Source organism: Amycolatopsis sp. NPDC114504, assembly GCF_055633595.1.
This window is the reverse complement of the sequence record NZ_JBVKDU010000002.1, coordinates 845,225-857,799: the sequence shown is the minus strand read 5'-3', so window position 1 is coordinate 857,799 and position 12,575 is coordinate 845,225. Positions and strand designations below refer to the sequence as shown.

Genomic DNA, 12,575 nt, shown 5'->3' with positions numbered 1-12,575 from the left:
GTATGTCGCGCGGGGCCGAGTGGAGCAAGTGGGATCTCCATATCCACACGCCGGCCTCACTTGTTCAGCAGTACGGGGCTGACAACGAGGAAAACTGGGAGCGATTTCTTCTCGATCTGGAAAACCTGCCCAGCGAATTTACGGTCGTGGGAATCAACGACTACTGGTTTCTTGACGGCTATCGAAAAGTTCTTGAAGCGAAAAACGACGGTCGCCTTAAGAACTTGAAATGCATAATTCCCGTAATTGAGCTCAGGGTCAATCAGTTTGGCGGTAGTGCGAGTAAGTTGAGTCGTGCCAATTTGCACGTACTTTTCGATCCGGCGATTAGTTCGGCTGTGATCGAAGCTCAATTCATCGGAGCTATGAGCTCAGAGTTCAAGTTGCTTCCAAATGGAAATGAAGAAGCAATTTGGAGCGGGGTAGTAACAAGAGATTCATTGAAGGACCTTGGAAAACGCATAAAGTCTTCGGTTCCCCCTGGGCGTCAAGGGGACTATGAATCGGACATGATCGAAGGCTTCAACAACCTCGTTGTGGATCTTGACTCTGTCTACAATGTGCTTAAGCGACCGTATTTTGAGGGTAGGACTCTTACTGCGCTCGGCAAAGTGGAGTGGGCGGATATCAAGTGGCAAGAAGCCTCCATTGCGTCCAAGAAGAACCTAATAAATAAATCCGACCTACTCTTCACTGCGTTTGAAGATCCATCGAGATGGCGTAAGAGTTGTGAGAAACTCGCCGCAGACAACGTGAACAGCAGACTCCTCGACTGCAGTGATGCGCACACGTTTTCGGATAATCTCGCGGAAAATAATAGGGTTGGACGGTGTTCTACATGGGTTCGTGCCGAAAGTACCTTTAATGGCTTAGTGCATGCACTTTCAGAGTTCGAGGATCGAATATTCGTCGGAACTGAGCCGTCTGACATAGCTCGCAGAAGGACGTCACCCGAAAGCATAATAAACTGGATTGGAGTTCATCCAGCAGGAAATGACTTGGAGAACGCCCTCTTTGACTATGAGCTAGATTTGAACCACGGCCTGGTGGCAATAGTCGGCAACAAGGGGCAGGGAAAGTCCGCGTTGCTGGACTGTATTGCGCGTGCGGGTAATTCTTCGCGCGACAACGACTTTGCTTTCCTCAATGGCACTCGGTTCTTGAATTCAAAGAACAAGGCGCGATCATCGTATCAAGCAACCATAAACTGGGTTAGTGGACAGTCTCGGACGGAGAACCTGTCGCACCCCTTCGACCCTTCCGGCATGGAATCCGTGGAATACCTGCCACAGAAGCTCATTGAGAGAATCTGTGCAAGTGACCCGCTCTCGCAGGAGCATGAAGCTTTCCAAAGCGAGTTACGCAAGGTCCTTTTCAGGCATATTCCAATATCTGAGCGAGCTGAGCAGCACACGCTTGAGGACCTCATAGAATTGCGGGTTGCGCCCTTTGAAAAGCTGCTCGAGCTGGCCAGGGCGAGAACGCTGAATGAATGCACAATTTGGGTCGAGTTGCATAGAAGGTTGGCTGAAAACAACCTTGACGACTTGAAGGCTCAGAGGGGCGTCGTTGTGGCGGCAATCGTAAGCGCCGAGGTCGATCTCAAGCAAGCTCACGAAGAACTGCGTTTAGCTACCGAACGTGGCGGTGATGGGGAGCTGTCGCCACTGCAGATGAGCAGGAATGCGATTGCATCTGTAGATTCCGAGATCGGTCGCCTTACTGCGGTGAAGGATGAGGCGCTGCGGAAGCTGAGTGAGACCCGAAGGCGTATCAATGAAATGGCGGATTTCCGCAGTGAAATATCGGTCCTTACAGCGCGCGCAGAAGAGCTTAGAGCAAGGATCAACGACCTGTTTCCTGAGGTTTTGTCGATATCTGACCCGGTTGTTGATATTTCTATTAATCAGTCTGCCATCTCAGGCTTTTCGGAGACATTGGCCAGTAATCAGCGCGAGTTGATCGAAGGTGTGGAGGCTAGTGAAAGGGCTATTCGTGACCTAGTCGTCAAGCGCGAGGAGTTGCGGATATGGTTGGAGGCGGAAGATACAGCGCGAGAAGAACGTCGTCGAGCTGTGCAGCATCTCACGCAGAGAGTTCGGAATCTGTATGGATCAATAGACGACGCTGGAACATTGAACTACCTTGACCACCAGATAGAACTTCGCGAACTTCTTCCAAGTCAAATCGCGGATGTAACTAAAAATATTCTTTCTAACGTGCGAACAATGCATGGATTTCTTGCGCAACAGCGTGATATCAGTGCGACGCTGTACGGTCCCGCCGCCGACTTCGTGGCTGGCGATGACCTCGCGCGCGACGCAGGTCTTGAGTTTAGGGCGGAGTTGTCTGCAAATGCCAGCCTGTGGGAACTATCGGAACAATTAGACGGTCGAAAAAACTCCGACCTCTTGGCGACTTTAGAGACCGTTGGGAACAATCTTAGCGTCGATGACGCTTATGACGTCGAAAAGTTTGTTGCGGATTATCTTGCCGGGCTATGTCATGAGCGTGGCGACTCAACTCAACCCGAACGAAATCCACATTCGGCCGTTAAATCGTCAACTACGTTGACGGACGCGATCTGGCAATTAGTCCGCCTGGAATGGATTGGTGTCAAGTTTTCGTTAACGGGGAGTGGTCTTCCGCTGGAATCTCTCTCGCCTGGTCAGCGAGGGCTGATCCTTCTTCTTTTCTACTTGGTTGTGGATCAGAACCAAGTGCCTCTCCTGCTCGATCAACCAGAAGAAAATCTTGATAATAAAGCCGTGCGCCAAGTGTTGGTACCGGCGCTGAGGCGGGCTAAGGCGCGCAGGCAGATAATCATGGTTACCCACAATGCCAACCTGGCGATTGTTGGCGACGCTGATCAAATTGTCTATTGCTCCTACGGGCAAGGAAAATTCTCCCTTCAGTCGGGTCCTCTCTCGGATCTTGTTACGGGAGAAAATGCAGTCGATGTACTCGAAGGAACTCGACCAGCATTTATTGTGCGGCGCGATAAGTACAGTAAAGTGATACCTCGCCCTCCGGCCGATTGAGGCCCAATGAAGCAGCTCTGCCGAACTTGGCTCTATGGGATCAAGGCGCGCCGCCAGCGGCGGCGCGCGGTCACCTTGGGTTCGGCGGCCCGCCCGATCGCGACACGGACGGCCTGCCGCTCCGCTCCGGCCGCCGGTCGCCGGGCGGCCGCCGGAACATCGGCACGGCCGGCTCCCCGCCGCTGACGGCGGTCATCTCATCGGCCTAGTTACGGCGAGCGTGCACGCTGGCATGGTCGATCCCATGGCGCGATCCGACAGGTCCACCGCAGACACCCACGCCGAGGCCGCCCGTCGAGCTATCAAAGCGGGAAAGTCGGCCAGCGATCCTGTCAGCTTGGCTACGGCCGAAGCGCTCCTGGCGATCTTTCACCAGCTCCGCCACATGGAGGACAACAGCATCACGCTGCGCGGCGCGGCCGATCTGGCCGACTCGATGGACCGGCTCAGCCGGAAGCTCGGCGACCGGTAGCCAGCCACCCCGAAGCTTGATCGTGACAACGGCCGGTAGCGCCGCGTGCTGGCTTCGTATCGGGATGGCGGAGGAGCTGTGGGCGGTACAGTAGGCACGCGCGAGCTGGCAGCAAGAGCCGCGAAGAGGGCATGATCATCTCCCCGGTTTTCCCCCGGGAAACGACGCAGAACGACGAGAACCAGCGACCGACCATGATCGGTTGGCGCGGACGTCCGTGCAGGTGAAGACTGGTATCGACAGATGACGAGAACCAGCCGCTGACCTGGGCTTATTCTCCGTAGGTTCTGGGTTCGAGCCCCAGGCGGCCCACTCAAACTCCCTGGTCAGCGTCCTACCGTCCGTCAACGGCCTTCGTCTTGATCGAGTCGGGCGAAGTGGCTTGGCTTCCCGGCCGGCCACATGGAAAGCTCCGCGGGTGGACCGAAAGTGATGGACGGCGCGGCCAATTGCTGGCGCACCTATCTGACTCGGCGCGTCGCGGTGTTCGCTGGACGCGGCCACGACGACAGGCGGTGAACATGGACTCGACCAGGCGGCTCATCGTCCTCCGGCACGCCAAATCGGCCTGGCCGGACGGCGTCCCCGATCACCAACGCCCGCTCGGGCCGCGGGGACTTCGGGATGCGCCCAACCTCGGCCGCTGGCTCAAGGACAACGGCTACCTCCCCGATCACGTCGTCTGCTCCACCGCCCGCCGCACGAGGGAAACCTGGGAGCGGGTCAGCGAGGCGCTCCCGGTGAAGCCGCCCGTCGAGTACGACGATGACCTCTACGGCGGCGACGTCGAAGAGTTCCTGAGGGCCGCCCGCAAGATTCCCGACGGCGTCACCACCCTCGCCCTCGTCGGGCATGAGCCCGGTGTCAGCGATCTGACCCTCCACCTCGCCGGCTATGGGGATGACACCCGGCTGGTCCAGGCCAAGTTCCCCACCGGTGCCGCGGCCGTGCTCGCCACCGGTGACACCTGGGCGGACCTCGCCGCCGCGCGGCTCGAAGCCTTCTTCCGGCCGCGGGACTGAACCCGGAGGCATTGCCTCAGCGATGTTCACATGCGTACGCTCCATTCACTCACAGGGTTGACGTTCATATTCGTGAATGGAGCGGACATGATCTTCCGCCACACCGTCGTGGCCGTGCTCGCCGCGGCTGGGCTTCTCGCCGCCTCTGTGGCGGCGCCTGCTGAAGCCGCCGCGCTGAACGGCTGCACCGTCCCGGTCATCGGGCCGATCTGTGCGCCCCAAACCACTGTTCTCGACGGGACCCAGTTGCTGCGGACCAAGTTCGCCGCGCTCGTCGGCGAACGTACGTCGAAAACCGCCTTGAACAACCTGCTTGCCGCCGCGAAGACCGATCTCACGAGCGGGCCCTGGAGCGTCACCGCCAAGAAGCAAGTCCCGCCCAGCGGGGACAAGCACGACTACCTCAGCCTCGCGCCCTACTGGTGGCCCACCACTGCGCCGACCGCCGAGAACCCCTGGGGCTGCCCCTTCGTCCAGAAAGACGGGCAGCGCAACCCGATCGTCGACGAGATCACCGATCACGCCTACCGCGGTGACGCCTTCGCCGCGATCTACCGCCTCGCGCTGGCCTGGTACTACACCGGGGACGCGCGCTACGCCCGGCGGGCGGCGCTCGATCTGCGCACGTGGTTCCTCGACGCCGCCACGAAGATGAACCCGAACATGAACTACGCGCAGGGCATCCCGTGCAAGGTCGACGGCCGTGGCATCGGCATCATCGAGTTCTCCTACACGCTGAGCCAGGTCGTCGACGCCACCGCGATCCTCGCGACCGGCGCCCCCGGCTGGAGCAGGACCGACCAGGCCGGCATGACCGGCTGGTACTCACAGTTCCTGAACTGGTTGCGCACCAGCAAGAACGGCACCGACGAGGCCAAAGCCCAGAACAACCACGGCAGCTTCTACGACATGCTGGCCGCGTCGCTCGCCCTCGGCACCGGGCAGCGTGACCTGGCGAAGACGATCGTCCAGGACGCCGGCCCGAACCGCATTGCGCCGCAAGTCAACGCCGACGGCTACCAGCCTGCGGAGGCGAGCCGGACGCGCAGCTGGCACTACTCCAACTTCAACCTCGTCGCGCTGACGCGGCTCGCGCAGATCGGCAAGCACGTCGGCGTCGACCTGTGGCATTACACCGCACCCAGCGGCGCGACGCTGTTCAAAGCCGTCGACTTCCTGATTCCGGCTACGACGACGGGACAGTGGTCTTACCCCGAGCTGGACTTCCGGCAGTACGCGGCATTGGACGTGCTGCACGCGGCAGCCGACGCCGGTGACAAAGCCGCGCGGACCGCTTTGCCCCGCGTGCCCGTCGAGCCGGGTGGCGATCTCTACCCGGTCCGGCCCGCCGCGGAACAGCTCGACGACATTTCGACGTCCTGACGGCAAAGGGCCCGGCCGCGCGGCCGGGCCCTTTCCGGGAAATCAGACCCCGGCCACCGAAGAAATCCAGCTGCGATAACGCGTGATGTTCGTGTACGCCGTGTTGTTCGACCGGTCGCTGGTCGACGCGACGCCGACCTGGCGGCCGTTGGCGAACATCGGGCCGCCCGAGTCGCCGCCGGCGGTGATGCCGTTGACGCGGTTCGCGCACACCGCGACGCCGCCCGCGTAGTCGCTGCAGCCGATCGAGTTCACCCGGACCGTCGCGACCTTCAGGTACCGCGACTGGCAGTTGATCTCGGAGCCGCACTGGCTCGTCGCGCCCCAGCCGTAGACCGAGACGTTCTGGCCGACCGCCACGTCGCCGACCGCGCCGAGCGGGGAGTACGTCGCGCTCACCGACGTCGTCAGGCGGACGATCGCCAGGTCAGCGCTCGCGTTCCTGGTGATCGTCGACCCGGTGGCCATCGTGCCGCCGCTGGTCTGGTCCAGGCTGCCGATCCGGAACGTGTACGTCCCGGAGCTGCTGACGCAGTGCTTCGCGGTCAGGATGTACTGCGGCGCGATGATCGTCGCGGTGCAGTTCTGCTGGCCGTTCACGAACAGCCGGGCCGCCCAAGGGCCGCTCGAGGCGGTGCTGCCACCGATGATCGACGGCTGGGCCTGCGGGGTGGTCTGGGCGGTCGCCGGGCCGCCGAGGCCGACGACGGCCAGCGCGGTACTAGCGGCCAGCAACACGAACTTGCCGAATTTCACGCTCACTCCTTTTCGTGCGGAGAACCCGCACGGGAAAGCCGGTGGGGACCGAACGAGATGAGTGTCCGAGTTCGCAGGGAATGTCCGGAACCGACGAAAGTCCGGTCGTATCCGTATTTATCTCGTCGAATGGGCTACGTGCAGTTCCCGTACTGTTCCGCGCTCAACCCACGGGTGGAGGCCACTTCAATCCGGAGCTTGAGGACTCCGGAGGCGCGCCGCCCTAGCGTTTCCGAGGGGAACAGGAGGGGGAGCCATGACGGCGAAGGCCGAGCGGATCGCGTTGGGGACGGTGCTGGGTGTCGCGGCGGTGCTGTGGGGATGGGCGCTGGGCAGCCGTCCGTTGCAGCCGTACTACGCCGCCGCCGTGCACTCGATGTCGCACGACGTCTCGGCGTTCTTCTTCGCGGGCTTCGACCCGGCGGGGGTCGTCACGGTCGACAAGCCGCCGCTCGCGTTCTGGACCCAGACGCTCGGCGTGGCCGTGTTCGGCTTCCACCCGTGGGCGATCGCGCTGGTCCAGATCGTCGAAGGCGTGGCCGCCGTGTTCGTGCTGGACCGGGTGGTGCGCCGCTGGGCCGGCCCGCGGACCGCGTTGCTCGCCGCGGCGCTGTTCGCGCTGACGCCGATCACCGCGGCGATCAACCGCGACAACCTGCCGGACACCCTCCTGGTGCTCCTGCTGCTGCTCGCCGCCTACTGCGTGACCCGCGCGATCGACGACGCGCGGTGGCTGCTGTGGGCCGGCGTGTTCGTCGGACTGGGCTTCATGACGAAGATGCTCGCCGCGTGGATCGTGTTGCCCGGCCTCGTTTTGGCGTACGTCGTCGGGGCGCGCGGCCGGCGTCTCGCCTGGATGGGCCTGGCCGGCGGGGTGACGCTGGTCGTGTCGCTGGCCTGGCCCGTTGTCGTCACGCTGTGGCCGGGCGCGAAGCCGTTCGTCGGCAGCACCACGGACGGCTCGGTGTGGCAGCTGGCCTTCGGCTACAACGGCGTGACACGGCTGGTCGGCGGTTCGACCGGGATCGGCGGTGGCTACGGCGCCACGGTCGGCGCGGCACTCGGCGGCGGCGCGGGTCCGCTGCGGCTGTTCGACGCCGAGGTCGGCGGGCAGATCGCCTGGCTGCTGCCGCTCGCGCTCGGGTCGCTGGTCGTCGCCGCGTTCCGCGCTCGCGGTGCCGCGCCGCGCACGAAGGCGGGCTGGGCGTTGTGGGGCGGCTGGCTCGTCGCCGGCGCCGCGGTCTTCTCGTTCACCGGCGGCATCTTCCACGCGTACTACACCGCCGAACTCGCCCCGGCGATCGCGGCGCTCTCCGCGGCGGGCCTGGCCACGGCCTGGCGGTGGCAGCGCTCCTCGGGACCGGTCCGGTTCGTGCTGCCGGCCGCCGTGGTGGGGACGGCGTTGCTCGCGTTCGTCCTCCTCGGCCGGACGCCGGACTGGCTGCCGTGGCTGCGGTACACCGTGCTCGCGCTGGCGATCCTCGCCGTCGTCGCGGTGCTCCTGCGGGCTCCACGCGTCGCGATCGTCATCGGGCTCGCCGCCGTCGTGGCCGGTCCCGCGGCCTTCGTCGTCGACACGGCGCTACGGCCGGTCAGCGTGCTGGAGACCGCCGATCCCGGTGCCGGGCCGCCGTCGACGGACGCGGTGCGCACCGTCGTCGGCATCAACACCGGCGCCGGCGCCGAGGCCGGGTACGTCCGGTTCATCGACGACGCGTACCGGCTCAGCGCTGGTCAGCGGGAGGTGCTCGCTTACGCGCAGGCGTCGTCGACGGGAGTCGTCCTGGCGGTCGAGGGCGGCACGTACGGCGCGGACCCGTTCCTGCTGAACACCGACGCGCGTGTGGCGCCGTTGGGCGGCTACATCGGCTTCGATCCCGCGCCGTCGGCCGCCGACCTGCCGCGGTGGGTGTCGGCTGGGAAAGTCCGGTTCGTGCTGTTGCCGCAGGTGTTCCTCGAGATCGGCCGCGGCGCTTCGAAGCAGCCGACGGCCGCGGCGGGGGACGCGGGCGAGCTGACCCGGCGCATCGCGTGGGAGGCCCAGCACTGCCGTCCGGTGCCGCCCGCGCGGATCGGCCCGGACGCCGCCACCGCCGGGGTGCTCTTCGACTGCGGCGTCAGGCGGTGACCTTCGACGGCGCGCTGCGGCGCAGCCAGTACAGGCCGATGACCGGCAGCACGAGCGGGATGAACAGGTAGCCCTCGCCGTAGACCGACCAGACGGTCGGGTGCCGGAACGCGGCCGCGTCGACCAGGCTCAGCGTGCCGATGGTCAGCACGCCCAGCAGCTCGATCGAGCACGCCGTCAGCGCTACGCGCCACCAGCCGTCGCCGCGCTTGGCCAGCGCGATCGTCGCGACGATGTAGACGACCGCGGCGAACGCCGAGAGCAGGTAGGCGAGCGGTGCCTCGTGGAACTTCGTGCTGATCTGGACGCCGGCCCGCGACGTCGCGGCCAGCGCGAAGATCGCGTACACGGCGACGAGCACCCGTCCGGGGCCGGAGGCCGTCCTACGCTGTTGCTCCACTCCACACCTCGTTCAGTCGCAGCACCATCACCGGGATGGCGATGCAGGCGATGCCGAGCACCGCGGTGCTCGACCGGCTCCGCTCGGCCAGCGCCCAGGCGGCGCCGACCGGCAGCACGACCAGGCTGCCGATCAGGTAGGCCAGGTAGGTCGCCAGGCTGCCCGGGCGGTCACCGCCGGCGAGCAGCACGATCCCGATCACCAGCTGGGCGACCAGCAGGACCTCGACGACCGCGATCCCGATCAGGAGGGGCTTGTCCGGCAGCTTGTTGCGGGCCGACTGGACGAAGCTCCAGAGCGCGACGAGCGTGGCCGCCACGGCGACCGTCACGGCGAATCCGAAGATCACCCGTTCCTCCTTCCGGTCCGCCGGCCGCCAACTTACTCCGTAGTACCGGCGGGGCCGTCCGCCGAGGTGCCACGGGCGTGGCGTGCGCCACCTGGATCGCTCCACAGTGGACGATCCGGGCCGACGAGGTGTGGCCGGGACGGGTTAGTTGATCACCAAACTGTCTTGATGGCATTGTGCCAATTCGGCGCTTTATTCCGTGTTATCCTGGTGTGGACCTGCGGGAATGTTGTAAAAGGCTTCGTGTTACACCCCGACAGGGTGGTTGGCCATCGGCCAAGAATCACGCTGGGTTCGACTACCGACTGGTAAGGGTCCTTTTTACCTACCTCGGATAGCCCAGTTGAACCCCCGCGTTGGCGGATAGGCGCGAGGCCGTCCGGCATGGGGGAATATTCCTCGTCCCCGGAGCCGAGGTGCCCGGGGGAACACGGAGGGGTATCTTCGATGGACCTGCGCTACGAAGCATTTTGCTTCGCCGACCCGTTGTTCTACGACGAACAACAGGAAATCGGCGCGCCGGTCGACGATTTTTCCCAGGTGCTGCCGGCACCGGCCACCGGCTGGGTCACGGCCGACCGCGGGGTCTGGCGGGCGCTGCGTCCCGAGAGTCGTCAACTTCCCGCTCAGGGCTGGAAAATCCACGTTTCCGCTGGTCTGGACAATGCGCGGCGCGTGCTCGTGCAGGTGCACGAGTACTGTGTCGAGCACCGGATCTCCTACAAGCACCTGCGCTCGCTGATGATCCTGCTGGCCCGGAATTCGAAATACGCCCCCCGTGACGGCAGCGCCAAGCTCATCACCATTTACCCGGCTGACGAAGACGAGCTGGGGCGTGTTCTCGAGGATCTGGCCGTCCGGCTCGAAGGTGAGCACGGCGCCTATATCCTGAGCGACCTCAGATACGGCGACGGCCCCCTCTACGTCCGTTACGGCGGATTCGTCGAGCAGTGGGTCGAGCATGACGGCAACCGCGTCCTGGCGATCCGCAAGCCGGATGGCCGGCTCGTTCCCGACAAGCGGGAGCCGACCTTCTCCGTCCCCGATTGGGTGAAGATTCCGGCCTGTCTGCAGAGCAGTATCGCTGCGCGTAAGGCAGGCGACCCGAGTCAGTTCCCCTACCGGGTGACGCGCTCCTTGCACTTCTCGAACGGTGGCGGCGTCTACCTCGCCGACCCCAAAGCGGGCGGTGACGAGGTCGTCCTCAAGGAGGCCCGTCCGCACGCCGGCCTGGACCGCGCCCAGATCGACGCCGTCGCCCGGCTGCGCCGTGAGCACGAGGTGCTCGACCGGCTGGCCGACGTCCCCGGTGTGCCGCGGGTCTTCGAGCACTTCACGGTCTGGGAGCACCACTACCTGGCCATGGAGTACATGCCGGGCAATTCGCTGGGCAACTGGCTGGCCCTCAACTACCCGCTGACCAGGCGCGACACGACGGACGCCGACCTGGCCGCGTACGCCAGGCGCGCGCTCGACGTCGTGGCCAAGGTCGAGGAGACGATCGAGGCGATCCACGCCCGCGGCGTCGTCTTCGGCGACCTGCACCCGCTGAACATCCTCATCGACGATGACGACGACGGCCGGATCTCCCTGATCGACTTCGAGATGGCCTTCGACGTCGAGTCCGACGACCGCCCGGCGCTGGGCGCACCCGGGTTCCGCGCACCGGCCGACCGCACCGGCTTCGAGATCGACGAGCACGCGATCGCGGCGTTGCGGCTGTGGCTGTTCCTGCCGCTCTCGCAGCTGACGGAGCTCGCGCCGGCGAAGCTGCGTGGCATCGCCGACTTCGTCGAACGCCGGTTCGCGCTGCCCCAGGGTTACGCGGACGCCGCAGTCACGGTGCTGGCCCCGCGTGACGCTCCCGCGGAGCCGGCACCGGTCCACACGGAGCTCGACCAGGAGAAGCCCGACTGGCCGCTGGTCCGCAAGCAGATCGCCGAAGCGATCCTGGCCAGCGCGACACCCGAGCGCCAGGACCGGCTGTTCCCCGGTGACATCGAGCAGTTCCGGGTCGGCGGCGCCTGTTTCGGCGTCGGGGCCGCGGGTGTGCTGCACGCTCTCGACGTCATCGGCGCCGGCCGGTTCCCCGAACACGAGCGCTGGCTGATCGATTCGGTCCGTCGTGAGCCGCCGACCCGGCCAGGGTTCTACGACGGCAGCTACGGCATCGCCTACGTGCTGGAGAACTTCGGTCACCACGACGAGGCGACCAAGCTGCTGGCGTCGTCCGCGCGGCTCGTCGAGCAGACGACCGACCACGCGCTGGAAGGTGGCTTGGCCGGCATCGGGCTGGGCATGCTGCACTTCGCGACGGTCCGGCAGGACAACGAGTTCGGCCGCCAGGCACTGACCACGGCGGTCCGGCTGGCCGAGGCGCTGGAGACGGCGGCGCCCCCGGCGAACTTCGCCCGCGCCGGCCTGCTGTCCGGCTGGTCCGGGCCCGCGCTGCTGTTCGTCCGGCTCTTCGAGCGCACCGGCGAGCCGGCGTGGCTGTCCTTCGCCGACCAGGCGCTGCGCCGTGACCTCGAAGAATGCGTGCTCGCCGACGACGCGTCACTGCAGGTTCGTGACGGCGCATCGCGGACGCTCCCGTACGCCGGCATCGGCAGCGCGGGGATTCTCCTCGTCGCCGAGCAGCTGGCGCGGCACCGGCCGGACGCCATCGCCTGCGAGAGCCTGCCCGAGCTGCGTCAGTCGTGCCGCGGCGAGTTCGTGATCCATCCCGGCCTGCTCTACGGCCGGTTGGGGCTCGCGGTCGCCCTCGGCATGGGCGCCGAACCCGAGCAACGCGTCCGCGACGCGATCGACCTGCACCTGGCTCGGTTGGCCTGGTACGCCGTGCCGTTCCGCGGCGGCCTCGCCTTCCCCGGCAACCAGCTGCTGCGGCTGTCGATGGACGTCACCACCGGCAGCGCGGGGATCCTCCTCGCGCTCGCCGCCCTCCTGGACGGCAAGGAGGTGCTGCCCTTCCTGGGCGGCACGCCGTCCCCCCACACCTCCGGTCACTGATGACCGGCGGGC

The 12,575-nt window shown here is 65.2% G+C and carries 9 protein-coding genes; 6 read left to right on the top strand and 3 right to left on the bottom strand.

Annotated features, from left to right (window positions below; translation table 11 throughout):
- The first annotated feature begins 2 nt into the window (after positions 1-2).
- From ACZ7PG_RS15875 to ACZ7PG_RS15860, 4 genes are all read left to right on the top strand, one after another.
- Positions 3-3,041 carry a TrlF family AAA-like ATPase gene (locus tag ACZ7PG_RS15875; protein WP_470239778.1) on the top strand — a complete coding sequence of 1,013 codons (3,039 nt, stop codon included), beginning with the start codon at positions 3-5 and terminating at the stop codon, positions 3,039-3,041.
- Positions 3,042-3,378: 337 nt separating this feature from the next.
- A complete protein-coding gene (locus tag ACZ7PG_RS15870) occupies positions 3,379-3,513 on the top strand; it encodes a hypothetical protein (protein ID WP_470239777.1) in 135 nt (44 codons plus the stop codon).
- A 521-nt stretch (positions 3,514-4,034) separates the two neighbouring features.
- Positions 4,035-4,535, top strand: a complete 501-nt coding sequence (locus ACZ7PG_RS15865) for a SixA phosphatase family protein (RefSeq protein ID WP_470239776.1) — start codon at positions 4,035-4,037, stop codon at positions 4,533-4,535.
- 87 nt (positions 4,536-4,622) lie between these two features.
- Positions 4,623-5,918: an alginate lyase family protein gene (locus ACZ7PG_RS15860; RefSeq protein ID WP_470239775.1), complete on the top strand. Its 1,296-nt coding sequence runs from the start codon at positions 4,623-4,625 to the stop codon at positions 5,916-5,918.
- A gap of 42 nt (positions 5,919-5,960) precedes the next feature.
- Here the strand turns inward: ACZ7PG_RS15860 and ACZ7PG_RS15855 are convergent, their stop codons facing one another.
- Positions 5,961-6,632, bottom strand: a complete 672-nt coding sequence (locus ACZ7PG_RS15855) for a S1 family peptidase (protein WP_470240769.1) — start codon at positions 6,630-6,632, stop codon at positions 5,961-5,963.
- Positions 6,633-6,930: 298 nt separating this feature from the next.
- Between ACZ7PG_RS15855 and ACZ7PG_RS15850 the strand changes: the two genes are divergently transcribed.
- Positions 6,931-8,802 (top strand): ArnT family glycosyltransferase, encoded by a 1,872-nt coding sequence (locus ACZ7PG_RS15850; RefSeq protein ID WP_470239774.1) that lies wholly within the window; start codon positions 6,931-6,933, stop codon positions 8,800-8,802.
- Here the strand turns inward: ACZ7PG_RS15850 and ACZ7PG_RS15845 are convergent.
- Together ACZ7PG_RS15845 and ACZ7PG_RS15840 are read right to left on the bottom strand one after the other, a co-directional pair.
- Positions 8,792-9,163, bottom strand: coding sequence for a hypothetical protein (locus tag ACZ7PG_RS15845; RefSeq protein WP_470240768.1), 372 nt, complete (start codon positions 9,161-9,163; stop codon positions 8,792-8,794). The genes ACZ7PG_RS15850 and ACZ7PG_RS15845 overlap by 11 nt on opposite strands.
- Positions 9,164-9,185: 22 nt before the next feature.
- Entirely contained in the window at positions 9,186-9,551 is a 366-nt protein-coding gene (locus tag ACZ7PG_RS15840) for a hypothetical protein (protein WP_470239773.1), read from the bottom strand.
- A gap of 447 nt (positions 9,552-9,998) precedes the next feature.
- On the opposite strand from ACZ7PG_RS15840, the gene lanKC reads away from it, so the two are divergent.
- Positions 9,999-12,563, top strand: coding sequence for a class III lanthionine synthetase LanKC (gene lanKC, locus ACZ7PG_RS15835; protein WP_470239772.1), 2,565 nt, complete (start codon positions 9,999-10,001; stop codon positions 12,561-12,563).
- The last annotated feature ends 12 nt before the right edge of the window (positions 12,564-12,575 follow it).

What these genes read in the sequence shown, in the direction of transcription:
- ACZ7PG_RS15850 (WP_470239774.1), top strand. Translation starts at nt 6,931, where the DNA reads ATGACGGCGAAGGCCGAGCGGATCGCGTTGGGGACGGTGCTGGGTGTC.
- ACZ7PG_RS15860 (WP_470239775.1), top strand. Translation starts at nt 4,623, where the DNA reads ATGATCTTCCGCCACACCGTCGTGGCCGTGCTCGCCGCGGCTGGGCTT.
- ACZ7PG_RS15875 (WP_470239778.1), top strand. Translation starts at nt 3, where the DNA reads ATGTCGCGCGGGGCCGAGTGGAGCAAGTGGGATCTCCATATCCACACG.
- ACZ7PG_RS15865 (WP_470239776.1), top strand. Translation starts at nt 4,035, where the DNA reads ATGGACTCGACCAGGCGGCTCATCGTCCTCCGGCACGCCAAATCGGCC.
- lanKC (WP_470239772.1), top strand. Translation starts at nt 9,999, where the DNA reads ATGGACCTGCGCTACGAAGCATTTTGCTTCGCCGACCCGTTGTTCTAC.